A 23,413-nucleotide genomic window follows, 5' to 3' on the forward strand; every position below is an offset into this window, starting at 1 on the left:
TGCCGGACAGCGCTAAGTCATTGATTGCTTGCGGAAAACGAAAAGCCTCGCTATAATGCAAGGCTTTTCGCGCATTTGCGCAAAAAAGTCGGTGTGCTGCAGCATGAATTCATGCCCGAAACGGCACCGGCATTTTGTAAATTAGCCCCGACCAATCGCAGTCGGGAATGGAGAAAACGATGAGCCTTGGACTCGTAGGTCGCAAGGTTGGCATGACCCGTATCTTCACGGCAGAAGGGGATTCGATTCCCGTTACCGTGCTGGACGTGTCCGACAACCGCGTGACGCAGATCAAGACTGTTGAAACCGACGGCTACACCGCCGTGCAGGTTGCATTCGGTACGCGCCGTGCATCGCGTGTGACGAAGCCGTTGGCCGGTCATCTCGCCAAAGCCGGTGTTCAAGCCGGTGAAATCCTCAAAGAATTCCAGATCGATGCTGCTAAGGCTGCCGAGTTGTCGAACGGCACCGTGGTCGGTCCTGACCTGTTCGAAGTAGGCCAGAAGGTCGACGTGCAAGGCGTGTCGATCGGTAAGGGCTACGCCGGTACCATCAAGCGTTACAACTTCGCATCCGGCCGTGCATCGCACGGTAACTCGCGCTCGCACAACGTGCCGGGTTCGATCGGTATGGCGCAGGATCCGGGTCGTGTTTTCCCGGGTAAGCGCATGACCGGTCACATGGGTGACGATACGGTAACCGTGCAAAACCTCGAAATCGCTCGTATCGACGCTGACCGCAAGCTGTTGCTGGTCAAGGGCGCCGTTCCGGGTGCGAAGGGTGGCAAGGTATTCGTTACGCCGGCCGTGAAGACGCGTGCCGTGAAAGGAGCGAAATAATGGAACTTAAGCTCCTGAATGCCAATGGTCAGGAAGGTGCAGGCGTTAGCGCGTCGGACGTAGTGTTCGGCCGCGATTACAACGAAGCCCTGATTCACCAGGTTGTGGTGGCGTATCAAGCGAATGCCCGTAGCGGCAACCGCGCGCAGAAGGACCGTGAGCAAGTCAAGCACACGACCAAGAAGCCGTGGCGCCAGAAGGGTACGGGCCGCGCCCGTGCCGGTATGTCGTCGAGCCCGTTGTGGCGCGGCGGTGGCCGGATCTTCCCGAATTCGCCGGAAGAGAACTTTTCGCACAAGGTCAACAAGAAGATGCATCGCGCAGGTCTCTGCTCGATCTTCTCGCAGCTGGCCCGCGAAGGCCGTATCTCGGTGGTCGACGAGCTGACGCTCGAAGCGCCGAAGACGAAGCTGCTGGCCGAAAAATTCAAGGCGATGGGTCTCGACTCCGTGCTGGTGATTACCGACACGGTTGACGAAAACCTGTACCTCGCGTCGCGCAACCTCGCCCATGTGGCAGTTGTCGAGCCGCGTTACGCCGACCCGCTGTCGCTGATCTACTTCAAGAAGATCCTGATCACGAAGGCTGCGGTCGCCCAGATCGAGGAGTTGCTGTCATGAGCGAGATTCGCAAGAACGATCATCGTTTGATGCAGGTCCTGCTCGCGCCGGTGATCTCCGAAAAGGCGACGCTGGTGGCCGACAAGAACGAGCAAGTTGTGTTCGAAGTCGCGCCCGATGCCACGAAGCAGGAAGTGAAAGCTGCAGTCGAGCTGCTGTTCAAGGTGGAAGTCAATTCCGTCAACGTGCTGGTCTCGAAGGGCAAAGCCAAGCGCTTTGGCCGCTTCATGGGCAAGCGCAAGGACGTGAAGAAGGCGTACGTCTGCCTGAAGCCCGGCCAGGAAATCAACTTTGAAGCGGAGGCCAAGTAATCATGGCAATCGTTAAAGTTAAGCCGACTTCGCCGGGTCGCCGTGCGATGGTCAAGGTGGTCAACAAGGATCTGCATAAGGGCAAGCCGTTCGCACCGCTGCTCGATTCGCAATCCTCGACCGCCGGCCGTAACAACAACGGCCACATCACCACGCGTCATAAGGGCGGTGGTCACAAGCATCACTATCGCGTAGTCGATTTCCGTCGCAACAAGGACGGCATTCCGGCGAAGGTCGAACGTCTTGAGTACGATCCGAACCGTAGCGCGAACATCGCGCTGGTTCTGTACGCAGACGGCGAGCGCAAGTACATCATCGCTCCGAAGGGTGTGACGGTTGGCCAGCAACTGATGTCGGGTTCGGAAGCTCCGATCCGCGCAGGTAACACGCTGCCGATCCGCAACATTCCGGTCGGTACGACGATTCACTGCATCGAAATGCTGCCGGGCAAGGGCGCGCAAATGGCGCGTTCGGCTGGCACGTCGGCGATGTTGCTGGCTCGTGAAGGCATCTACGCACAGGTCCGCCTGCGTTCAGGTGAAATCCGCCGCGTTCACGTTGAATGCCGCGCGACGATTGGTGAAGTTGGCAACGAAGAGCATAGCCTCCGTCAAATCGGTAAGGCTGGCGCGAATCGCTGGCGCGGTATCCGCCCGACGGTGCGTGGCGTTGCAATGAACCCGGTCGATCACCCGCACGGCGGTGGTGAAGGCAAGACGGCTGCAGGTCGCGATCCGGTGAGCCCGTGGGGCACGCCTGCTAAGGGTTATCGCACCCGCAGCAACAAGCGCACGACGAGCATGATCGTCCAGCGCCGTCACAAGCGTTAAGGAGTAGGCAATGGCACGTTCTGTAAAAAAAGGTCCGTTCTGCGACGCCCATTTGCTGAAGAAAGTTGAGTCGGCAGCCGCTGCACGTGACAAGAAGCCGATCAAAACCTGGTCGCGTCGTTCGACGATTCTGCCGGACTTCATCGGTTTGACGATTGCCGTTCACAACGGCCGTCAACACGTTCCGGTTTACATCTCGGAAAACATGGTCGGCCACAAGCTTGGCGAGTTTGCATTGACCCGGACGTTCAAGGGTCACGCAGCCGACAAGAAGGCTAAGAAATAAGGGGCTCATGATGGAAGTGAAAGCAATTCATCGCGGTGCCCGCATCTCGGCGCAGAAAACGCGCCTTGTGGCTGACCAGATCCGCGGTTTGCCGGTCGACAAGGCGCTGAACGTTCTGACGTTCTCGCCGAAGAAGGCTGCGGGAATCGTGAAAAAGGTCGTGCTGTCGGCGATCGCGAATGCGGAGCATAACGAAGGCGCCGATATCGATGAGCTCAAGGTAACGAGCATCATGGTCGACAAGGCTGCGTCGCTCAAGCGTTTTACTGCGCGCGCTAAAGGCCGCGGTAACCGCATCGAGAAGCAATCCTGTCACATCACTGTGACGGTCGGGAATTAAGGGGTCATACGATGGGACAGAAAATTCATCCGACTGGCTTCCGTTTGGCCGTCAGCCGCAATTGGGCGTCGCGTTGGTACGCGAACAACAACAATTTCGCGGCGATGTTGCAGGAAGACATCGGTGTTCGTGAATACCTGAAGAAGAAGCTGAAAAACGCTTCGGTTGGTCGCGTCGTTATCGAGCGTCCGGCGAAGAACGCGCGCATCACGATCTATAGCTCGCGTCCGGGTGTCGTCATCGGCAAGAAGGGCGAGGATATCGAGCTGCTGAAGTCGGAACTGCAACGCCGCATGGGCGTTCCGGTTCACGTCAACATCGAAGAAATCCGTAAGCCGGAAACCGATGCGCAACTGATCGCGGATTCGATCACGCAACAACTCGAGCGCCGGATCATGTTCCGCCGCGCGATGAAGCGTGCGATGCAAAACGCAATGCGTCTGGGTGCACAGGGCATCAAGATCATGAGCGCGGGCCGCCTGAACGGTATCGAAATCGCTCGTACGGAATGGTATCGCGAAGGTCGCGTGCCCCTTCATACGCTGCGTGCTGATATCGACTACGCAACTTCGGAAGCGAAGACGACGTACGGCATCATCGGCGTGAAGGTGTGGGTCTACAAGGGCGACACGCTCGGCCGCAACGACGCACCGGTGGTTGAAGAAGTCGCCGAAGAAAAGCGTCCGCGCCGCAACGCACGTCCGGGTGGCGATCGCCGTCCGCGTCGCGATGGTGAAGGTGGTGGCCCGGCAGGTGCACGCCGTGGCGCTCCTCGTCGTGCTGGCGGTGCCGGCGGCGACGGGAAGACTGGAGAATAACGATGCTGCAACCGAAACGCAGAAAGTATCGCAAAGAGCAGAAGGGTCGTAACACCGGTATCGCTACCCGCGGCAACGCGGTGTCGTTCGGTGAGTTCGGCCTGAAGGCTATCGGTCGTGGTCGCTTGACCGCGCGCCAGATTGAAGCGGCACGTCGTGCAATGACGCGTCACATCAAGCGTGGTGGCCGCATCTGGATCCGCATCTTCCCGGACAAGCCGATCTCGCACAAGCCGGCTGAAGTACGTATGGGTAACGGTAAAGGTAACCCTGAGTACTACGTCGCGGAGATTCAACCGGGCAAGATGCTGTACGAAATGGACGGCGTAACCGAAGAGCTGGCACGCGAAGCGTTCCGTCTGGCTGCAGCTAAGCTGCCGCTCAAGACGACGTTTATCGTGCGTCAGCTCGGCGCCTAAGGAGTAAATGATGAAGGCTTCCGAACTTCACCAGAAAGATCAGGCCGCGCTCAACAAGGAGCTGTCGGACCTGTTGAAGGCGCAATTCGGCCTGCGCATGCAACTCGCGACCCAGCAGCTCACGAACACGAGCCAGCTGAAGAAGGTTCGTCGCGACATCGCACGTGTGCGGACCGTCCTGACTGAGAAGGCGAACCAGAAATGAACGATAGCGTAAAAACCTCGCTCAAGCGGACGCTGGTCGGCAAGGTCGTCAGCAACAAGATGGACAAGACGGTCACCGTGCTGGTTGAGCACCGCGTGAAGCACCCGATCTACGGCAAGTACGTTGTGCGTTCGAAGAAGTACCACGCGCACGACGATGCGAACACGTACAACGAGGGTGACCTCGTTGAAATCCAGGAAACGCGTCCGATTTCGAAGACGAAAGCTTGGGTTGTGGCTCGCCTGGTCGAGGCTGCTCGCGTCATCTGACGCCGCAAAGTTGTAGAAGTAGTTGAAATCGCAGTAAGTTTCGCTTGCAAGACCGGGATCATGTGATATGATCTCGGTCTTCCCTCTTTTATGGGAGCCCCGTCGCGGGCGAAGTTGGTGGGGGAAGCGGTTCAGGCGCCAGTCTGTTCCGAAGGATTCACCGGATTGCGATGGCGGGTTTCGTTTGCCGTCGCTGCTGTTCATACCCAAGCAGCCGATTGGCTGACGGGACCAAGACTGACCGGGTACGCCATGGTGGTGTGACCGGATTAAGTTGGGAAAGATAAACCATGATCCAGACCGAAACTCGGCTTGAAGTGGCCGACAACACCGGTGCGCGTGAAGTCATGTGCATCAAGGTTCTCGGCGGCTCGAAGCGTCGTTATGCCAGCATTGGCGACATCATCAAGGTGACCGTCAAAGAAGCAACGCCGCGCGGGCGCGTGAAGAAAGGCGAAATTTATAACGCCGTGGTGGTTCGCACCGCCAAGGGCGTGCGTCGTCAAGACGGCTCGCTGATCAAGTTCGATGGCAATGCTGCAGTGCTGTTGAATGCCAAGCTCGAACCTATTGGCACCCGTATTTTCGGGCCTGTTACGCGCGAGTTGCGCAGCGAACGATTCATGAAGATCGTTTCGTTGGCACCTGAAGTGCTGTAAGGAGTTGCGATGAACAAGATTCGCAAAGGTGACGAAGTTATCGTCATCACCGGCAAAGATAAAGGCAAGCGCGGCGTCGTGCTGTCCGTAGGCGAAGACAAGGTGATTGTCGAGGGTATCAACCTCGTCAAGAAGCACGTCAAGCCGAACCCGATGAAGGGTACGACGGGCGGTGTGGAAGCCAAGACGATGCCGCTGCAAATTTCGAACGTCGCATTGGTCGACGCGAATGGCAAGGCGTCGCGTGTAGGCATCAAGGTCGAAGGAGACAAGAAAGTCCGTTTCCTTAAGACGACCGGTGCTGTGCTGAGCGCCTGACGCTGCGGAGTAAAAAAATGGCTCGTTTGCAAGAGTTTTACAAAGAGAAGGTTGTACCCGGCCTCATCGAGAAGTTCGGTTACAAGTCCGTGATGGAAGTACCGCGCATCACCAAGATCACCCTGAACATGGGCCTTGGCGAAGCGGTTGCTGACAAGAAGATCATCGAAAACGCCGTTGGCGACCTGACGAAGATCGCAGGCCAGAAGCCGGTGATCACGAAGGCACGCAAGGCAATCGCTGGCTTCAAGATCCGTCAGGGCTATCCGATCGGTGCAATGGTCACGTTGCGTGGTCAGGCAATGTACGAATTTCTGGACCGTTTCGTGACGGTTGCGCTCCCCCGTGTGCGCGACTTCCGTGGCGTGTCGGGTCGTGCGTTCGATGGTCGCGGCAACTACAACATCGGTGTGAAAGAGCAGATCATTTTCCCCGAAATCGACTACGACAAGATCGACGCACTGCGTGGGCTGAACATCAGCATCACGACAACTGCGAAGACCGACGACGAAGCAAAGGCTCTGCTCGCCAGCTTCAAGTTCCCGTTCAGAAACTGAGGTTACCGTGGCTAAACTGGCACTGATCGAACGTGAAAAGAAGCGTGCTCGCCTGGCCGCTAAGTACGCTCCCAAGCGTGCTGAGCTGAAAGCGATCATCGGCGATATGAGCAAGTCGGACGAAGAGCATTACGCAGCACGTCTGGAACTGCAACAACTGCCGCGCAACTCTAACCCGACCCGTAAGCGCAATCGTTGCGCAATTACCGGTCGCCCGCGTGGCACGTTCCGTAAATTCGGGCTGGCGCGTAACAAGATTCGCGAAATCGCGTTCCGCGGCGAGATCCCTGGCCTGACCAAGGCGAGCTGGTAATAGGAGAAACGTAAATGAGCATGAGTGATCCTATCGCCGATATGCTGACTCGCATCCGCAACGCGCAGATGGTTGAGAAAGTTTCGGTGACAATGCCCTCGTCGAAAGTCAAGGTTGCGATTGCGCAGGTCCTGAAGGACGAAGGCTATATCGATGATTTCGCAGTGAAGTCCGAAGGTGCGAAGTCTGAATTGAACATCGTGTTGAAGTACTACGCTGGCCGTCCGGTGATCGAGCGCATTGAACGCGTTTCGAAGCCTGGTCTGCGTGTGTACCGCGGCCGTAACGACATCCCCGTGGTCATGAATGGCCTCGGCGTGGCAATCGTGTCGACGCCGAAGGGCGTGATGACGGACCGCAAGGCGCGTGCAACGGGCGTTGGCGGCGAAGTCATCTGCTACGTCGCTTAAGGCCGAAAGGAGAGAAACATGTCTCGAGTAGGTAAAAGCCCGATCGCGCTGCAAGGCGCAGAAGTGGCCCTGAGCGACGAACGCATTACCGTCAAGGGTCCGCTGGGTACGATTTCGCAAGCTGCAAACAGCCTCGTTAAAGTGGTGAACGACAACGGCACGCTGAAGTTCGAGCCGGTGGACGAAAGCCGCGAAGCGAATGCGATGTCGGGCACGATGCGCGCACTGGTTGCGAACATGGTGAACGGCGTGACGAAGGGTTTCGAGCGCAAGCTGACGCTGGTTGGCGTCGGTTACCGCGCACAGGCGCAAGGCGACAAGCTGAACCTGTCGCTGGGTTTCTCGCACCCCGTGGTGCACCAGATGCCGGAAGGCGTCAAGGCTGAAACCCCGACGCAAACCGAAATCGTGATCAAGGGGATCAACAAGCAACAAGTTGGCCAAGTCGCTGCAGAAGTGCGCGGCTATCGCCCGCCGGAGCCCTACAAGGGCAAGGGTGTGCGTTACGCCAATGAGGTTGTGATCCTCAAAGAAACGAAGAAGAAGTAAGGGTGCGCAATCATGGATAAGACTCAATCTCGCCTGCGCCGCGCTCGTCAGACGCGTATCAAGATCGCTGAGCTGCAGGTCGCGCGTCTCGCCGTGCATCGCACGAACACGCACATCTATGCGCAAGTGTTCTCGCCGTGCGGCACCAAGGTGCTCGCCAGCGCGTCGACGCTCGAAGCCGAAGTGCGTGCGCAACTGGCTGATCAGACGGGCAAGGGCGGCAACGTCGCTGCAGCGACCCTGATCGGTAAGCGCATTGCAGAAAAGGCTAAGGCTGCCGGCATCGAATCCGTCGCCTTCGACCGTTCGGGTTTCCGTTACCACGGCCGCGTGAAAGCGCTGGCTGATGCGGCGCGCGAAGCCGGACTCAAGTTCTAAGGGAAGAATTCGTCATGGCAAAGATGCAAGCGAAAGTTCAGGCTGACGAACGCGACGACGGCCTTCGTGAAAAAATGATTTCGGTCAACCGCGTGACCAAGGTTGTGAAGGGCGGCCGGATTCTCGGTTTTGCCGCACTGACCGTGGTTGGCGACGGTGATGGCCGCGTCGGTATGGGCAAGGGCAAGGCGAAGGAAGTGCCGGTCGCTGTTCAGAAGGCGATGGAACAGGCGCGCCGCAACATGTTCAAGGTGCCGCTTAAGAACGGTACCCTGCAACACGAAGTGCACGGTAAGCATGGCGCATCCATGGTCCTCCTCGCTCCGGCGAAGGACGGTACCGGTGTGATCGCTGGCGGCCCGATGCGCGCAGTGTTCGACGTGATGGGCGTGCAGAACGTTGTGGCCAAGAGCCACGGTTCGACGAACCCGTACAACCTCGTTCGTGCAACGCTCGACGGTCTGCGCAAGCAGTCCACGCCGGGTGACATCGCGGCGAAGCGCGGCAAGTCCGTCGAAGATATTCTGGGCTAAGGTGGACACCATGTCTGATAAAACTGTCAAGGTCCAGCTCGTCAAGAGCCTGATCGGCACCCGTGAAACGCACCGTGCGACGGTGCGTGGCTTGGGCCTGCGCCGACTCAACTCGGTTAGCGAGTTGCAGGACACGCCGGCTGTGCGCGGCATGATCAACAAGGTTTCGTACCTCGTTAAGGTCATCAGCTAAGCGGCTGACCAGGACTCAAGGAGTTGATAATGGAATTGAATAACCTGAAGCCGGCTGAAGGCTCGAAGCACGCTAAGCGTCGCGTCGGCCGCGGTATCGGCTCCGGTCTGGGCAAGACGGCTGGCCGTGGTCACAAGGGTCAGAAGTCGCGTTCGGGCGGCTTTCACAAGGTTGGCTTCGAAGGCGGTCAAATGCCGCTGCAACGTCGCCTGCCGAAGCGTGGCTTCACCTCGCTGACGAAGGAATTCGCCGGTCAAGTGCGTCTCTCTGATCTGGAAAAGCTGCCGGTCGACGAAATCGATCTGTTGGCTCTGAAACAAGCCGGCCTGCTCGGCGAGCTGATCAAGAGCGCCAAGATCATCGCGACGGGCGAGCTGAAACGCAAGGTCGTTGTGAAGGGTCTGGGTGCGACGAAGGGTGCGCGCGCTGCTATTGAAGCAGCCGGCGGCTCTTTTGCCGAGTAACGCGCAAGTTATTTGCCGTCACTAGCATTTGCATCGGAGAAGGTACTTGGCTAACAGTCCGAGTCTCGCAAAACCCGGTCGCAGCGCGGCGAAGTTTGGCGATCTGCGTCGGCGTGCAGTGTTCCTGCTGCTGGCGTTGATCGTCTACCGTATCGGCGCGCACATTCCGGTGCCGGGTATTGACCCGGACCAACTGGCAAAGTTGTTCCAAAGCCAGTCGGGCGGCATCCTTGGCATGTTCAACATGTTCTCGGGTGGTGCACTTTCGCGGTTCACGATTTTTGCGCTGGGGATCATGCCGTACATTTCGGCGTCGATCATCATGCAGTTGCTGGCGATTGTCTCGCCGCAGCTGGAAGCGTTGAAAAAGGAAGGGCAGGCGGGTCAACGGAAGATTACGCAGTACACGCGTATCTTTACGGTCCTGCTGGCGACGTTCCAGGCGTTCGGCATCGCCGTCGCACTGGAAAATCAGCCGGGCTTGGTGATCGATCCGGGGATGGTGTTTCGGTTGACGACGGTCGTGACGCTGGTGACCGGGACGATGTTCCTGATGTGGCTGGGTGAGCAGATCACGGAACGTGGGCTTGGTAACGGTATCTCGATCATCATTTTCGGCGGTATTGCGGCGGGTTTCCCGAACGCAATCGGTGGTCTTTTCGAACTGGTGCGAACCGGCTCGATGAGCATCATCTCGGCGATTATCGTGGTTGCGCTGATTGCTGGTGTGACGTATCTGGTGGTGTTCATCGAACGCGGCCAGCGCAAGATTCTTGTGAACTACGCCAAGCGGCAAGTCGGTAACAAGATTTACGGCGGACAGTCTTCACATCTGCCGCTGAAGTTGAATATGTCGGGCGTGATTCCGCCGATCTTTGCATCGTCGATCATTCTCTTCCCGGCAACCATCCTGAACTGGTTTAGTTCGGGGTCGCGTACCAGCTGGTTCGCAGACACGTTGCACAACGTGGCCGAAGCCCTTAAGCCCGGTCAACCTGTGTACGTGTTGCTGTACGCGTTGGCGATCGTCTTCTTCTGCTTTTTCTACACCGCACTGGTGTTCAACAGCAGGGAAACGGCCGACAACCTGAAAAAGAGTGGCGCTTTCGTCCCAGGCATCCGCCCGGGCGATCAAACCGCGCGATATATCGACCGTATCCTGACGCGTCTGACGCTGGCTGGTGCGATCTACATCGTGTTTGTTTGTCTGCTGCCTGAATTTTTGGTACTGCGCTGGAACGTGCCGTTTTATTTTGGTGGAACGTCGCTGCTGATCATTGTCGTCGTCACAATGGATTTCATGGCGCAGGTGCAGTCGTACGTTATGTCGCAACAGTATGAATCGCTGCTGAAGAAAGCTAATTTCAAAGGCGGCGGCGTCCCGATGCGTTGAAAGGACTTATGGCCAAAGACGATGTTATCCAGATGCAGGGTGAAGTCATCGAAAACCTGCCTAACGCTACCTTTAGGGTGAAGCTGGAAAACGGCCATGTCGTATTGGGACACATATCCGGCAAGATGCGGATGCACTACATCCGAATCTTGCCGGGCGACAAGGTAACGGTTGAATTGACGCCTTACGATCTGTCGCGTGCGCGGATCGTGTTCCGGGCGAAGTGATTTGAAAAAAGGGTAATATCATGAAAGTGATGGCATCGGTTAAGCGCATTTGCCGCAATTGCAAGATCATCAAGCGCAAAGGCGTTGTGCGCGTGATTTGCAGCTCTGATCCGCGCCACAAACAGCGTCAAGGCTGAACGCCGCGCTTTTTGCTGCGCTTTTTGTTTGAGGAAAAACAATGGCTCGTATCGCAGGGGTTAACATCCCGAATCACCAGCATACCGAAATCGGCCTGACGGCAATTTACGGTGTCGGCCGCACGCGCTCGCGCGACATTTGCGTCGCTGCTGGTGTGGCATTTTCGAAGAAGGTCAAGGACCTGAACGACGCAGACCTCGAAAAGCTGCGTGAAGAAGTCGGCAAGTTCATCGTTGAAGGCGATCTGCGCCGTGAAACGACGATGAACATTAAGCGCCTGATGGATCTCGGCTGCTACCGTGGCGTGCGTCATCGCAAGGGCTTGCCCCTGCGTGGCCAACGCACGCGTACGAATGCCCGTACGCGCAAGGGTCCGCGTCGTGCAGCGCAATCGCTGAAGAAGTAAGCGGAACTGACAGTTACAGGAAAACGTAATGGCTAAGGCTTCGAACAACTCCGCGGCGCAACGCGTTCGCAAGAAGGTCAAGAAGAACGTCGCCGAGGGCGTGGTTCACGTTCACGCGTCGTTCAACAACACCATCATCACGATCACCGATCGTCAAGGCAATGCACTTGCTTGGGCAACGTCGGGTGGTCAGGGCTTCAAGGGTTCGCGTAAATCGACCCCGTTTGCAGCCCAGGTGGCAGCCGAGTCGGCTGGCCGCGTGGCGATGGAATACGGCGTGAAGAACCTCGAAGTGCGGATCAAGGGCCCCGGTCCTGGCCGCGAATCGGCGGTGCGCGCGTTGCATGGTCTTGGTATCAAGATCACCGCGATCTCCGACGTGACGCCGGTCCCGCACAACGGCTGCCGTCCGCCGAAGCGTCGTCGCATCTAAGACGCTGTTCTCGCTAGCGCCTGTTGCCGCCGGGGTTCAAGCCGGCGACCACAGGCTGCTTGCGCTATTGAATTGACTAAGCCCACCGTTCGACCCAAAGGGCTCGAACTAGCACGAGTGCATGCATTCGTGTGATTAATCATAGAAGGAATCAACGTGGCACGTTATATCGGCCCTAAGGCCAAGCTGTCCCGCCGTGAAGGCACTGACCTCTTCCTGAAGAGCGCTCGTCGTTCGCTCGCTGACAAGTGCAAGCTTGACAGCAAGCCCGGCCAACACGGCCGCACGTCGGGTGCACGTACGTCCGACTACGGCACGCAGCTGCGCGAAAAGCAAAAAGTGAAGCGCATCTACGGTGTCCTCGAGCGTCAGTTCCGCCGCTACTTCGCTGAAGCCGACCGCCTGAAGGGCAACACGGGTGAAAACCTGCTGCAATTGCTCGAATCGCGTCTCGACAACGTCGTGTATCGCATGGGCTTCGGCTCGACGCGCGCTGAAGCGCGTCAGCTCGTGAGCCACAAGGCGATCACGGTGAATGGCGTTGTGTCGAACATTCCGTCGATGCAAGTGAAGGCGGGCGACGTCGTTGCAGTGCGCGAACAAAAGAAGAAGCAGGCGCGTATTCTCGAAGCGCTGTCGCTGGCTGAGCAAGGCGGTCTGCCGAGCTGGGTCGCTGTCGATTCGAAGAAGTTCGAAGGCACGTTCAAGCAGAAGCCGGAACGCAGCGACATCGCTGGCGATATTAACGAAAGCCTGATCGTCGAATTGTATTCGCGGTAATCGGATTAACGGCCGGGGCACCCCGATTGCGTTGCGCAAGGGGGCGTCTCGGCTGTTTATTTTCAGGTTGTTACCGGTCAGCCTTATCGGTGTAACGAGCCGAGGGTATTGAAAAGGAAAACCTATGCAAACCAGTTTGTTGAAGCCCAAGATCATCGCAGTTGAATCGCTTGGTGAGAGCCACGCGAAAGTGGTCATGGAACCGTTTGAACGCGGTTACGGCCACACCTTGGGTAACGCGCTTCGGCGCGTGCTGCTATCGTCGATGGTAGGCTACGCGCCGACCGAAGTGACGATCGCAGGCGTCGTACACGAGTATTCGACGCTCGACGGTGTGCAAGAGGATGTGGTCAACCTGTTGTTGAACCTGAAGGGCGTGGTGTTCAAGCTGCATAACCGTGATGAAGTGACGGTTACGCTTCGCAAGGAAGGCGAAGGCGTTGTCACCGCTGGCGACATCGAACTCGCGCACGATTGCGAAGTGATCAACCCGGATCACGTGATTGCGCATCTGTCGAAGGGCGGTAAGCTCGACGTGCAGATCAAGGTCGAAAAGGGCCGTGGTTATGTGCCGGGCAATGTGCGTCGTTACGGCGAAGAGTCGGCCAAGATCATCGGCCGCATCGTGCTGGACGCGTCATTCTCGCCGGTTCGCCGCGTGAGCTACGCCGTTGAAAGCGCGCGCGTCGAACAGCGTACCGACCTCGACAAGCTCGTGATGAACATCGAGACCAACGGTGTGATCTCGCCGGAAGAAGCGATCCGTCAATCGGCGCGTATTCTGGTTGATCAACTGTCGGTGTTCGCTGCACTGGAAGGCACCGAAGCAACGGCGGAAGCGCCGTCGCGTGCGCCGCAGATCGATCCGATTTTGCTGCGTCCGGTTGATGATCTCGAACTGACGGTTCGTTCCGCGAACTGCCTGAAGGCCGAGAACATTTACTACATCGGCGACCTGATCCAGCGCACGGAAAACGAGTTGCTCAAGACCCCGAATCTGGGTCGCAAATCGTTGAACGAAATCAAGGAAGTACTGGCGTCGCGCGGTTTGACGCTCGGCATGAAACTCGAAAACTGGCCGCCGGCAGGATTGGACAAGTAAGTCGACAAGTAGTCTCGGGACAAGCCCCGCCGCTGCAGTGGCAAAGACGCGGATTTTCCTTTAAAATCCGCGTCTTGTCTTTTTTCACTACCGGCCCGTGCACTCACGCCTTCGGGTGGATCGAGCGCGATAGAAGAGCTGGACCAAAACTTTGAATCAAAGGAATTAACATGCGTCACCGTCATGGTCTGCGGAAACTGAACCGCACGAGCAGCCACCGTCTGGCAATGCTCCGTAACATGTCCAACTCGTTGATCGAGCACGAAGTCATCAAGACGACGCTGCCGAAGGCGAAAGAACTCCGTAAAGTGGTCGAGCCGTTGATCACGCTCGGCAAGAAGCCGTCGTTGGCAAATCGTCGTCTGGCGTTCAACCGCCTGCGCGATCGTGATTCGGTCACGAAGCTGTTCGACGTCCTCGGCCCGCGTTACGCTACCCGTCCGGGCGGCTACCTGCGCGTCCTGAAGTTCGGCTTCCGCGTCGGCGACAACGCACCGATGGCACTGGTCGAATTGCTGGACCGTCCGGAAGTTGAAGAAGTTGAAGTGCAAGAGGCTGAATAAGCTTTTAGCATTGAAAAAAAGCCAGGCACCCAGCCTGGCTTTTTTGTTTGCGGCGGTGAAATTCACTGCTGTATGCCGATCGTGGCGGCCAACTGCCGCATGCTTGCCGCTGCGGCACCTGCAGCAACCCGAGGTACCGCAAAGTCAGGTGATAATATCTGCACTTGAATCGTGCCTGCCCGGAGCCTTTGTGAGCATGAATGTAACCTTGATTCTGACGACGGTACCGGATGCCACCGTTGCTCAGAAGCTCGCCGCGGATGCACTGGCCGCGCGGCTATGTGCCTGCGTTACGCAACTAGGCACTGTGCAGTCCAGCTATCACTGGCAGGGTACGATCGAAACAGCGCAGGAGATTCAGTTACTGTTCAAGACGAGTTGCGCACGCGCGCTGGAACTCGAGCAGTACATTCAGGCGCACCACCCTTACGACACGCCGGAAATCCTCTCGTGGCAAGCCATGGGATCGGCCGCGTACGGCCAGTGGATCACTGCTGAAACCCAACGTCCTCTTCATGTTTAACGGTCCAAATCGACGTGCGCGCAATGCGCTACGCACGGTCCTTTTCCTGCTCGGCTGCCTGATCTTCTCGCAGTTCGGCACGCTTGCTCACGCTGCGGACGACTTCCTCGATCCTGCCGTCGCGTTCAAATTCAGCGCGACCGAAAAGCCCGGTGAAATCGACGTCACTTACAAGATCGCAGACGGTTACTACATGTATCGCGAGCGCTTCGCGTTCGCGGTCCGTAACGGCGCGACGACGATCGGCGAGCCGCAACTGCCCGCTGGCCACGTGAAGTTCGATCAGACCTTTAACAAGAACGTCGAAACCTATCGCAATGAGCTGACGATCCGCATTCCTGTGAAACAGGCCCAGGGGCCGTTCGACCTCGCTGTCACGTCTCAAGGCTGCGCTGATGCCGGCATCTGCTATCCGCCGATGGAGCGCGTGTACCACGTCAGCGGCGCTGCGTTGCAGCCCGTCGACAGCGCAGCCGCTCCCGCGGCCGCTGCAGCGCAACAACCCGCAGGCGCCGGCACCTCGTGGTACGACCGCGCCACCAGTGCCGACTATGCGCAGTCCCTGCTGCAAGGTGGTGGCTTCTTCGCGATCATTGGGCTCTATTTCGTGGCCGGCGCCGTGCTCAGTTTGTTGCCGTGCTCGTATCCGATGATCCCGATCCTGTCGGCGATCATCATCGGCGAAGGCACGCGGGTGACGCGCGCCCGCGGCTTCGCGTTGTCGCTGGCGTACGTGATCGGCATGGCGCTTGTGTACACGGCGCTTGGCGTCGCGGCGGCGCTGGTTGGCCAGAGCCTCGGCGCGTGGCTGCAGAACCCATGGGTGCTTGGAACGTTTGGCGTATTGCTGACAGTTTTCGCATTGACCCTGATCGCGGGTTTCGACATCGCGTTGCCACAGCGCTGGCAAGACGGTGTGTCGCGTGCGTCGACCGGGCGTTCCGGCGGCAAGTTCGCCGCAGTTGCCGTAATGGGCGCGCTGTCCGCGCTAGTGGTGGGCGCCTGCATGACGGCGCCACTCTTTGCCGTGCTGGCATTCATCGCGCATACGGGCGATGCATTGCTCGGCGGCGCGGCGCTGTTCTCGATGGGACTCGGTCTTGGTGTGCCGCTCCTGATCATCGGTCTTGGCGCCGGTACGTTGTTGCCGCGCGCCGGCACATGGATGAACGGTGTCAAGGTGTTTTTCGGCGTGGTGCTGCTTGCTGCGGCCCTGTGGATCGTCTGGCCGGTGCTCGGTGCGACAGCGACAATGCTGTTGAGCGCGCTGTGGCTGCTGACCGCCGCCGCCGGACTCGGTCTTTTCTCTGGCCCAACCGCAGGCGCCTCGGTGTGGCGCCGGCTCGGCCGTGGTATCGGCGCGGCGCTGGCAATCTGGGCGGCGGTGCTGCTGGTCGGCCTGGCTGCGGGCTCGTCTGATCCGCTGCGTCCGCTGGCTGTTCTGGCCGCGCGAGGCGGTAGTGAGGCTACTGTCGCAAGCACCTCCAACGAGCCTAATGCAGCGTCACAGAACGATCTGACGTTCGCCTCGGTGCGTTCCTCGACCGAGCTCGACGAGGCCGTCAAAACGGCTGCGCAGCCCGCTATGCTCGATTTTTACGCCGATTGGTGCGTCAGCTGCAAAGAGATGGAGAAGTTCACGTTCAGCGATCCGCGTGTCCAGGCGAAGTTGAAGCAGATGAACCTCCTGCGCGCCGACGTCACCGCGAATAACGCGGATGATCAGATGCTGCTCAAGCGTTTCAGCTTGTTCGGGCCGCCTGGCATCATCTTCTTCGATCAAGGCGGCAGGGAAGTATTGCGCGTCGTCGGATACGAGTCCGCGGACAAGTTCCTGCGCAGCCTCGATCGCGCGAGTGCGCCCGGCGCCTAACGGCGGTGGGGTTTTCCGCGAATGTGTGCAAAAAAAACGGAGGCGTGACTGAAAAAGTCCGCCTCCGTTTCTTTTGAGCTATCAGACCGCCGCCGACCGCCTCGGCGACGCGTCGAATCAAATCACTTCTGCGAGCGCAAAATTCGCGCGGCATCCAGCGCGAAGTAGGTCAGCACGCCATCCGCGCCTGCCCGCTTGAACGCCAGCAGCGATTCCATCATCGCCTTGTCGTGGTCCAGCCAGCCGTTCTGCGCGGCCGCCTTCAACATCGCGTATTCGCCGCTCACCTGGTACACGTAAGTCGGGAATTTGAACTCGTCCTTCACGCGACGCACGATATCCAGATACGGCATGCCTGGCTTGACCATCACCATGTCCGCGCCTTCCTCGATGTCCGCTTGCACTTCGCGCAGCGCTTCATTCGAATTGGCCGGGTCCATCTGGTAGGTCATCTTGTTGCCCTTGCCGAGGTTCGTCGCGGAACCGACGGCATCGCGGAACGGGCCGTAAAACGCCGACGCGAACTTGGCCGCGTAAGCCATGATGCGCGTGTGGATATAGCTCTCGCTCTCGAGCATTTCGCGGATCGCGCCGATGCGGCCGTCCATCATGTCCGAGGGCGCGACAATATCGACCCCCGCTTCAGCCTGCGCACGCGCCTGTTCAACGAGAATCTCCACGGTCTCGTCGTTGATCACGTAGCCGGCCTCGTCGAGTACGCCATCCTGGCCGTGGCTCGTGTACGGATCGAGCGCGACGTCGGTGAGCACACCCAGATCGGGGAAGTTCTTTTTCAGCTCGCGAACGGCGCGCGGGATCAAACCGGCGGGATTAGTCGCTTCGCGGCCATCAGGCGTCTTCAAGGAAGGCTCGATCGCCGGGAACAGCGACAGCACGGGCACGCCCAACTCGACGCATTGTTCGGCCACACCCATCAGCAGATCGACCGACACACGCTCGACGCCCGGCATCGACGGTACGGCTTGTCGCACGTTGGTGCCTTCGACGATGAACACAGGGTAAATCAGGTCGTTGGTGGTGAGGATGTTTTCTCGCATCAGACGACGCGAGAAGTCGTCACGGCGCATGCGGCGCGGACGGTAGTGCGGGTAGAAGCTCATATACGCATCGAAGAAACGTTGGATGTGTGGAGTGGACAAGTAACGCCTGCCTCCGCTCCCGGAAACTTTTCGAGACAATGGTATATCATACCGATCGAGCAAGGCGCCTGGCGCTGACCTCCCCGCTTCTCCTCCCTGAGCGGGTGCCTGTCGTTTTTTCGATTAGGCTGTTTGACCCGCCGTTAAAGCGGCGGGTTTTTTTATGAGTGGCCGAAATGGGCCAAAAAGGCGCTTTTGCCTGCGCTCGTACGTGCCGTGCGGCTACTGCGGGGCGTCTGTTTCGCCCTTCGCGTCGGGGATCAGCCAGCTTTCGATCAACTCATGCGCTTCGTCTATGCCGACGCGCTTGAGCGCCGAGAACAACTGCGCGGTCAATTCGCCCTGATAGCCGGCGGTACGATATTCAGCCAAACCTTTCTGCGTCGCGCGCAAGGCATTGATGCTTTCCTGGCGTGTCAATTTGTCGCATTTCGTCAGCAGCGTGTGAATCGGCTTGCCGGTCGGCGCGAACCACTCGATCATCCGCCGGTCCAGATCCGTCAACGGGCGGCGCGAGTCCATCATCAGGATCATGCCGCGCAACTGCGAGCGCGATTGCAGATAAGTGGACAGCAGTGCTTCCCAGTGGGCCTTGGCCGCGCCCGGCACTTCCGCATAGCCGTAACCCGGCAGGTCGACCAGATGTGCAGTCGGCTCGTCCGCCTTTCCAACCGAGAAATAGTTGATGTGCTGCGTGCGCCCCGGAGTCTTACTGGCGAAGGCCAGCCGCTTCTGATTGCACAGAATATTGATGGCCGTCGACTTGCCCGCATTCGAGCGCCCGGCAAAGCAGATTTCGGGTTGCGCCGTGGCCGGCAGGTCACGCAGGTGGTTGACGGTCGTGAAAAAGCGGGATTGGTGGAGCAGGAAGGACATGATCAGGCCAGGATTCGAGACGCCGGGGAACCCGGATTGGGGACGGGTCAAGCCCGACTGGCGTCTTAGCGATTAGCGAGTTATTGTACAATACGATGGTTTACTGAAAACCTGAGGGGGCCGGCCCACGTGCCTTGGCGGCTCTTAATGTTCACTCAGGGTCACTCAGTCGCTGTCGTATCTTGCAAAACCTCTAAAATCCCACAAGACGAGACAGGGTGTGCGAATGAATCGACTGTGCAAGGCTCTGATGGCGTTTCAACTAGCGGCAGGTCTTTCAGGTTTGGCAATTCAGGCACGAGCAGCAGATCCGGCAAAGCCGGACGTCAATCGGGGTCAGGCAATCGCAGTGCAGGTTTGCGCGTCATGTCACGGTGCGGACGGCAACAGTGCCGGCGGTGCGTATCCGAAGCTGGCGGGCCAGCATCCCGAGTATCTCGTCAAACAGCTTATGGATTTCAAGACGCAGCCGGGCGCCAAGCAACCCGCGCGCAACAATGCGATCATGGCGGGCATGGCGGCGGCGCTGTCCGATCAGGACATGGTTAACGTGGCTGCCTATTTTTCGACACAGACTCCGAAGCCAGGCTACGCGCATAACAAAGACACCGTCCCGCTCGGTCAGAAGATTTATCGCGGCGGCATAGCGGACAAGGGTGTACCGGCATGCGCAAGCTGTCACGGGCCGACCGGTCAAGGGATTCCGTCGCAGTATCCGCGTCTGTCGGGACAGTGGGCCGAATATACGGTGGCGCAGCTGATGGCGTTCACGCAAGGTCCGGGCGCACGTAACAACAACGAGCCGATGCATGCAATTGCAACACGTCTGTCGGATAGTGACATCAAGGCGGTAGCCGATTACATCGCGGGCTTGCATTAAGGTTCCGCACGCTAGTGCAACCGGCCCGGCGAGGTCGGTACAAAACAAGAAAAGGGTGAGGGCGTCGTGCCTACGACAGCCCTTCACCCTTTTTTGCTGTTCAGTCGGAGTATGAATGAGCGTCACCACGTCGGGTCTGCAGTCGAAGTCGGGCAATCGCATCACGCGCAGCATCATCGAAGTATTGAGTTCGATGCGCTTCGCGATCGCGCTGCTCGTGATCCTGTCGATCGCCAGCATCATCGGTACCGTCCTCACGCAGGACGATCCCTATCCCAACTACGTCAATCAGTTCGGCCCGTTCTGGGCGGACATCTTCCGCTCGCTGAGTCTGTACACGGTGTACAGCTCGTGGTGGTTCATGCTGATTCTCGGTTTCCTGATGGTGTCGGTGTCGCTGTGCGTGATCCGCAATGCTCCGAAGATGGTGGCGGACGCCAAGAGCTGGAAGGACAAGGTCCGCGAAGGCAGCCTGCGCGCGTTCCATCACAAGGGCGAGTTCGCGGTGCATGGCACGCGCGCGCAGACCTCGGCGGTGCTCGCCAAACTCTCGGGCAAGCTCGGCTACAGGTTCGTCACACGTGAGTCGGACGGAGCAACGCTGATCGCGGCCAAGCGCGGCGCGTTGACCAAATTCGGTTACATCTCCGCGCACATTGCGATCGTAGTGATCTGTCTGGGTGGTCTGCTCGACAGCAATCTTCCGATCAAGCTCCAAATGTGGCTGTTCGACAAGTCGCCGATCCGCGCCAACACGGTGATCAACGACATTCCGCCGGAACATCGCCTGTCGCAATCGAACCCGACTTTCCGCGGTTACGCATGGGTGCCGGAAGGGCAGCATGTGTCGACGGCGATTCTGAATCAGCCGGACGGCTCTCTGATCCAGGATCTCCCGTTCTCGATCGAACTCAACAAATTCATCGTCGACTATTACTCGACCGGCATGCCAAAGCTGTTCGCCAGCGATATCGTGGTGGTCGATCACAAGACCGGCGCACGCGTGCCGGCGCGCGTCGAAGTGAACAAGCCGTTCACGTATGACGGCGTGTCGATCTACCAGTCGAGTTTCCAGGACGGCGGCTCGCAGATGCAGATGACCGCGTATCCGATGGCCGGCAACAGCGCAAAGACCGCGCCGTTCGGCGGCACGATCGGCGGCAACGCACCGTTGAACACGGCCACACCGCTGGCTGACGGCCAAACCGTCGAATTCACCGATTTCCGCGCGATCAACGTCGAAAACGTGTCGAACGGCAGCGGCCAGAACGATGCTCGCGGTGTCGCCGCGCATCGCACGCTGAAAGAGGCGTTCGACGAGCGCCTCGGCTCCGGCGCCAAGACATCGAATCCACTCGATCTGCATAACGTCGGGCCGTCGGTGCAGTACAAGGTGCGCGACAAGGACGGCCAGGCGCGCGAGTACAACAACTACATGCTGCCGGTGGACGTCGCCGGCGAAAAAATGTTCCTCGCCGGCATGCGTGTAAATCCGGACGACCCATTCCGCTATCTGCGCATTCCGGCCGATACCGGCGGTACCGTCAAGGAATGGATGAACCTGCGCGCCACACTTGAAGATCCGGCCATGCGCGCCACGGCGGCGCACCGTTTCGCTCTGCGTTCGGTGCCGGGTTCGAATGCCGAATTGCAACAGCACCTGGAAGAAAGTGCGCTGCGTGTCCTGACCCTGTTTGCCGGCGGAGACAACAGCATAAAGATGCCGAACGGCCAGGCGGTGGGCGGCTTCCAGGCAATCGCGGCTTTCATCGACCATTCTGTGCCGAAGGGTGAGCAGGAAAAAGCTGCGGGTCTGCTGTTGCGCATGCTGGAAGGCGCGACGTGGGACCTGTGGCAACTGTCGCGTCAGCAATTGGGCGAGCCCGATGCACAGGCCAATGCGGACGCCAGCCGCTTCATCCAGAGCTCGCTCAATGCGATATCCGACAGCTTTTTGTATGGATCGCCGGTCTACTTGCAGCTTGACTCCTTCAAGCAGGTGCAAGCTTCGGTATTTCAGTTGACGCGCGCGCCGGGCAAAAAAGTCGTGTATCTTGGCAGCCTGCTCCTCGTGTTGGGCATCTTTTCGATGTTCTACGTCCGCGAACGGCGCCTCTGGTTCTGGCTCAAAGATACCGATCACGGCACGAATGTCGTGATGGCGATGTCGAGCGCGCGCAAAACGCTCGACTTCGAAAAGGAGTTCATCCAAACGCGCGACGCTGTAGGCGCCGCGTTGGGCACCAAACTCACTGAAGCATCCGACGCCGCCGGCGCCGTCAACAAACCCGGCAATGCCGGCACGCCGTCCGCAAGCTCACAAGATTCGACCCGGTAAGATCATGGACTTGACACAGGTTTCCTCATCCTCTTCAGCCTCGCGGCCGCAGAAGGCGTTCGCGAACGAGGTGCTCAACGTCGCGCAGTATGACGAGCGGCCGTTTCTGAAACGGCTCGGTATCGTCGACTGGCTGTTCGCCGTTGTGATGGTTGCGGGCGCGGGATTCGCGCTGTCGCGCTACCACCCGTTCATGAATTACTACGACAAGCTGGTGCTGTGCTGCGCCGTGCCGGTGTTCGTGGTGCTGGGCTGGCGCTGGAAGCCGGTGCGCCCGCTGATGGTGGGCATCGCCGCGCTGTCGCTGCTGGCGATCCAGATCTATCACGGCGATCTGACGCGCGCGGATAACGCCTTCTTCCTCAAATATTTCCTGTCGAGCCAGTCCGCGATTCTGTGGATGAGTGCGCTCTTTGTGTTCGCCACCGTCTTCTACTGGATCGGCCTGCTGTCGCGTTCACCAACCGGTGCCGCGATCGGTTCGAAAATGACGTGGGCCGCCGTGGTGATGGGCTTCGTCGGTCTGATGGTGCGCTGGTACGAGTCGTATCTGATCGGGGCCGACGTCGGCCATATTCCAATCTCGAACCTGTATGAAGTGTTCGTGCTGTTCAGCCTGATTACCGCACTGTTCTATCTGTACTACGAGCAGCACTACAACACCCGTGCGCTCGGCGCGTTTGTCCTGCTGGTGATCAGCGCGGCTGTCGGTTTCCTGATGTGGTATTCGGTTGCCCGTGACGCACAGCAGATTCAGCCGCTCGTGCCCGCGCTGCAAAGCTGGTGGATGAAGATCCACGTGCCGGCTAACTTCATCGGTTATGGCAGCTTCGCGCTGTCGGCGATGGTCGGCGTCGCGTATCTGTCGAAAGAGCGCGGCGTGCTGGCAGACCGCCTGCCGGCGCTCGATGTGCTCGACGACCTGATGTACAAGTCGATCGCCGTCGGCTTTGCGTTCTTCACGATCGCGACGATCCTCGGCGCGCTGTGGGCGGCGGAAGCATGGGGCGGTTACTGGAGTTGGGACCCGAAGGAAACGTGGGCGCTGATCGTCTGGCTGAACTACGCGGCGTGGCTTCATATGCGCTTGATGAAGGGCCTGCGCGGCGCAGTGGCGGCATGGTGGGCGTTGACCGGCCTGTTGGTGACGACCTTTGCGTTCCTCGGCGTCAACATGTTCCTGTCGGGACTGCATAGCTACGGCAAGCTGTAAGATCCGCCGTTCAGCGCCGACCAAGAACCCGCCGCGTGCTTCGCACCGGCGGTTTTTTTATGTCTGGCGGAATATTCGCTGCATCCAGGGTGTTCGTTAGAACAGTACCTATGGATGGCTGGGCGAATGGCTAAACGAGCCGATCATCAATATGGCCCCGTAAGATAGACAACCCGATGGGCCGGCAAGGAGCAGCA

35 protein-coding genes are annotated in these 23,413 nt (G+C 58.8%); 33 read left to right on the forward strand and 2 right to left on the reverse strand.

Going from position 1 to position 23,413, the window contains the following annotated elements; translation table 11 throughout:
• The first annotated feature begins 179 nt into the window (after positions 1-179).
• From rplC to dsbD, 30 genes are all read left to right on the forward strand, one after another.
• On the forward strand, positions 180-839 hold the full coding sequence (rplC, locus tag P0D84_RS01015; protein ID WP_007180137.1) for a 50S ribosomal protein L3: 660 nt from the start codon (positions 180-182) through the stop codon (positions 837-839).
• Complete coding sequence (rplD, locus tag P0D84_RS01020; RefSeq protein ID WP_007180136.1) at positions 839-1,459, forward strand: 50S ribosomal protein L4; 621 nt, start codon at positions 839-841, stop codon at positions 1,457-1,459. The genes rplC and rplD overlap by 1 nt, the downstream gene beginning before the upstream one ends.
• A complete protein-coding gene (gene rplW, locus P0D84_RS01025) occupies positions 1,456-1,770 on the forward strand; it encodes a 50S ribosomal protein L23 (RefSeq protein ID WP_007180135.1) in 315 nt (104 codons plus the stop codon). The genes rplD and rplW overlap by 4 nt, the downstream gene beginning before the upstream one ends.
• Positions 1,771-1,772: 2 nt before the next feature.
• Positions 1,773-2,600, forward strand: a complete 828-nt coding sequence (gene rplB, locus P0D84_RS01030; RefSeq protein WP_115781223.1) for a 50S ribosomal protein L2 — start codon at positions 1,773-1,775, stop codon at positions 2,598-2,600.
• 10 nt (positions 2,601-2,610) lie between these two features.
• A complete protein-coding gene (gene rpsS / locus P0D84_RS01035) occupies positions 2,611-2,886 on the forward strand; it encodes a 30S ribosomal protein S19 (RefSeq protein ID WP_054036552.1) in 276 nt (91 codons plus the stop codon).
• A gap of 7 nt (positions 2,887-2,893) precedes the next feature.
• A complete protein-coding gene (gene rplV, locus P0D84_RS01040) occupies positions 2,894-3,226 on the forward strand; it encodes a 50S ribosomal protein L22 (protein WP_197070230.1) in 333 nt (110 codons plus the stop codon).
• An 11-nt stretch (positions 3,227-3,237) separates the two neighbouring features.
• The gene (gene rpsC / locus P0D84_RS01045; RefSeq protein ID WP_020070582.1) at positions 3,238-4,044 is read left to right on the forward strand and encodes a 30S ribosomal protein S3; all 807 of its coding nucleotides are present in this window, start codon (positions 3,238-3,240) and stop codon (positions 4,042-4,044) included.
• A 2-nt stretch (positions 4,045-4,046) separates the two neighbouring features.
• Entirely contained in the window at positions 4,047-4,463 is a 417-nt protein-coding gene (rplP, locus tag P0D84_RS01050) for a 50S ribosomal protein L16 (protein WP_007180131.1), read from the forward strand.
• Positions 4,464-4,473: 10 nt separating this feature from the next.
• On the forward strand, positions 4,474-4,668 hold the full coding sequence (rpmC, locus tag P0D84_RS01055; RefSeq protein ID WP_007180130.1) for a 50S ribosomal protein L29: 195 nt from the start codon (positions 4,474-4,476) through the stop codon (positions 4,666-4,668).
• A complete protein-coding gene (gene rpsQ / locus P0D84_RS01060; protein ID WP_007180129.1) occupies positions 4,665-4,937 on the forward strand; it encodes a 30S ribosomal protein S17 in 273 nt (90 codons plus the stop codon). Before rpmC ends, rpsQ begins: the two co-directional genes overlap by 4 nt.
• 290 nt (positions 4,938-5,227) lie before the next feature.
• Positions 5,228-5,596, forward strand: a complete 369-nt coding sequence (gene rplN, locus P0D84_RS01065; protein WP_006052212.1) for a 50S ribosomal protein L14 — start codon at positions 5,228-5,230, stop codon at positions 5,594-5,596.
• A gap of 9 nt (positions 5,597-5,605) precedes the next feature.
• Positions 5,606-5,914, forward strand: a complete 309-nt coding sequence (gene rplX, locus P0D84_RS01070) for a 50S ribosomal protein L24 (protein ID WP_028199569.1) — start codon at positions 5,606-5,608, stop codon at positions 5,912-5,914.
• 17 nt (positions 5,915-5,931) lie between these two features.
• Entirely contained in the window at positions 5,932-6,471 is a 540-nt protein-coding gene (gene rplE / locus P0D84_RS01075; RefSeq protein WP_006052214.1) for a 50S ribosomal protein L5, read from the forward strand.
• Between the two features lie 7 nt (positions 6,472-6,478).
• Positions 6,479-6,784, forward strand: coding sequence for a 30S ribosomal protein S14 (gene rpsN, locus P0D84_RS01080; protein ID WP_006052215.1), 306 nt, complete (start codon positions 6,479-6,481; stop codon positions 6,782-6,784).
• A gap of 14 nt (positions 6,785-6,798) precedes the next feature.
• Positions 6,799-7,194, forward strand: a complete 396-nt coding sequence (gene rpsH / locus P0D84_RS01085) for a 30S ribosomal protein S8 (protein ID WP_006052216.1) — start codon at positions 6,799-6,801, stop codon at positions 7,192-7,194.
• 18 nt (positions 7,195-7,212) lie between these two features.
• Complete coding sequence (gene rplF / locus P0D84_RS01090) at positions 7,213-7,743, forward strand: 50S ribosomal protein L6 (protein WP_028199570.1); 531 nt, start codon at positions 7,213-7,215, stop codon at positions 7,741-7,743.
• Between the two features lie 12 nt (positions 7,744-7,755).
• Positions 7,756-8,121 (forward strand): 50S ribosomal protein L18, encoded by a 366-nt coding sequence (gene rplR / locus P0D84_RS01095; protein WP_006052218.1) that lies wholly within the window; start codon positions 7,756-7,758, stop codon positions 8,119-8,121.
• A 14-nt stretch (positions 8,122-8,135) separates the two neighbouring features.
• Complete coding sequence (gene rpsE / locus P0D84_RS01100; protein WP_006052219.1) at positions 8,136-8,654, forward strand: 30S ribosomal protein S5; 519 nt, start codon at positions 8,136-8,138, stop codon at positions 8,652-8,654.
• A gap of 10 nt (positions 8,655-8,664) precedes the next feature.
• Positions 8,665-8,847: a 50S ribosomal protein L30 gene (gene rpmD, locus P0D84_RS01105; RefSeq protein ID WP_007180126.1), complete on the forward strand. Its 183-nt coding sequence runs from the start codon at positions 8,665-8,667 to the stop codon at positions 8,845-8,847.
• A gap of 29 nt (positions 8,848-8,876) precedes the next feature.
• Complete coding sequence (gene rplO, locus P0D84_RS01110; RefSeq protein WP_408331713.1) at positions 8,877-9,311, forward strand: 50S ribosomal protein L15; 435 nt, start codon at positions 8,877-8,879, stop codon at positions 9,309-9,311.
• 46 nt (positions 9,312-9,357) lie between these two features.
• Positions 9,358-10,704 carry a preprotein translocase subunit SecY gene (gene secY, locus P0D84_RS01115; RefSeq protein WP_063497536.1) on the forward strand — a complete coding sequence of 449 codons (1,347 nt, stop codon included), beginning with the start codon at positions 9,358-9,360 and terminating at the stop codon, positions 10,702-10,704.
• An 8-nt stretch (positions 10,705-10,712) separates the two neighbouring features.
• Positions 10,713-10,931 carry a translation initiation factor IF-1 gene (gene infA / locus P0D84_RS01120; RefSeq protein ID WP_004521905.1) on the forward strand — a complete coding sequence of 73 codons (219 nt, stop codon included), beginning with the start codon at positions 10,713-10,715 and terminating at the stop codon, positions 10,929-10,931.
• A gap of 20 nt (positions 10,932-10,951) precedes the next feature.
• Positions 10,952-11,068: a 50S ribosomal protein L36 gene (rpmJ, locus tag P0D84_RS01125; RefSeq protein WP_004199844.1), complete on the forward strand. Its 117-nt coding sequence runs from the start codon at positions 10,952-10,954 to the stop codon at positions 11,066-11,068.
• A gap of 41 nt (positions 11,069-11,109) precedes the next feature.
• Entirely contained in the window at positions 11,110-11,475 is a 366-nt protein-coding gene (rpsM, locus tag P0D84_RS01130; protein WP_012434566.1) for a 30S ribosomal protein S13, read from the forward strand.
• A gap of 28 nt (positions 11,476-11,503) precedes the next feature.
• A complete protein-coding gene (gene rpsK, locus P0D84_RS01135; RefSeq protein WP_006052224.1) occupies positions 11,504-11,908 on the forward strand; it encodes a 30S ribosomal protein S11 in 405 nt (134 codons plus the stop codon).
• 156 nt (positions 11,909-12,064) lie between these two features.
• Positions 12,065-12,688: a 30S ribosomal protein S4 gene (gene rpsD, locus P0D84_RS01140; RefSeq protein WP_007180123.1), complete on the forward strand. Its 624-nt coding sequence runs from the start codon at positions 12,065-12,067 to the stop codon at positions 12,686-12,688.
• Between the two features lie 124 nt (positions 12,689-12,812).
• Positions 12,813-13,790, forward strand: coding sequence for a DNA-directed RNA polymerase subunit alpha (locus P0D84_RS01145; RefSeq protein ID WP_028199575.1), 978 nt, complete (start codon positions 12,813-12,815; stop codon positions 13,788-13,790).
• A 170-nt stretch (positions 13,791-13,960) separates the two neighbouring features.
• Positions 13,961-14,353 carry a 50S ribosomal protein L17 gene (gene rplQ, locus P0D84_RS01150; RefSeq protein WP_135894945.1) on the forward strand — a complete coding sequence of 131 codons (393 nt, stop codon included), beginning with the start codon at positions 13,961-13,963 and terminating at the stop codon, positions 14,351-14,353.
• A 196-nt stretch (positions 14,354-14,549) separates the two neighbouring features.
• Complete coding sequence (cutA, locus tag P0D84_RS01155; RefSeq protein ID WP_408331716.1) at positions 14,550-14,876, forward strand: divalent-cation tolerance protein CutA; 327 nt, start codon at positions 14,550-14,552, stop codon at positions 14,874-14,876.
• The gene (gene dsbD / locus P0D84_RS01160; RefSeq protein WP_408331718.1) at positions 14,869-16,749 is read left to right on the forward strand and encodes a protein-disulfide reductase DsbD; all 1,881 of its coding nucleotides are present in this window, start codon (positions 14,869-14,871) and stop codon (positions 16,747-16,749) included. Before cutA ends, dsbD begins: the two co-directional genes overlap by 8 nt.
• Before the next feature lie 122 nt (positions 16,750-16,871).
• Here the strand turns inward: dsbD and hemB are convergent, their stop codons facing one another.
• Both hemB and yihA read right to left on the reverse strand, forming a co-directional pair.
• On the reverse strand, positions 16,872-17,870 hold the full coding sequence (gene hemB / locus P0D84_RS01165) for a porphobilinogen synthase (protein WP_408339597.1): 999 nt from the start codon (positions 17,868-17,870) through the stop codon (positions 16,872-16,874).
• Between the two features lie 261 nt (positions 17,871-18,131).
• Positions 18,132-18,785 carry a ribosome biogenesis GTP-binding protein YihA/YsxC gene (gene yihA, locus P0D84_RS01170; protein WP_408331720.1) on the reverse strand — a complete coding sequence of 218 codons (654 nt, stop codon included), beginning with the start codon at positions 18,783-18,785 and terminating at the stop codon, positions 18,132-18,134.
• 226 nt (positions 18,786-19,011) lie between these two features.
• On the opposite strand from yihA, the gene P0D84_RS01175 reads away from it, so the two are divergent.
• The 3 genes from P0D84_RS01175 (at position 19,012) to ccsB (ending at position 23,216) form a co-directional block, all read left to right on the forward strand.
• Entirely contained in the window at positions 19,012-19,665 is a 654-nt protein-coding gene (locus P0D84_RS01175) for a c-type cytochrome (RefSeq protein WP_408331721.1), read from the forward strand.
• Between the two features lie 115 nt (positions 19,666-19,780).
• Entirely contained in the window at positions 19,781-22,003 is a 2,223-nt protein-coding gene (locus P0D84_RS01180) for a cytochrome c biogenesis protein ResB (RefSeq protein WP_408331723.1), read from the forward strand.
• A gap of 4 nt (positions 22,004-22,007) precedes the next feature.
• Positions 22,008-23,216 carry a c-type cytochrome biogenesis protein CcsB gene (gene ccsB, locus P0D84_RS01185; protein ID WP_408331725.1) on the forward strand — a complete coding sequence of 403 codons (1,209 nt, stop codon included), beginning with the start codon at positions 22,008-22,010 and terminating at the stop codon, positions 23,214-23,216.
• Positions 23,217-23,413: the final 197 nt, after the last annotated feature.

The organism is Paraburkholderia sp. RL17-337-BIB-A, from assembly GCF_046025895.1.
Classification (GTDB): Bacteria; Pseudomonadota; Gammaproteobacteria; order Burkholderiales; family Burkholderiaceae; genus Paraburkholderia; species Paraburkholderia fungorum_C.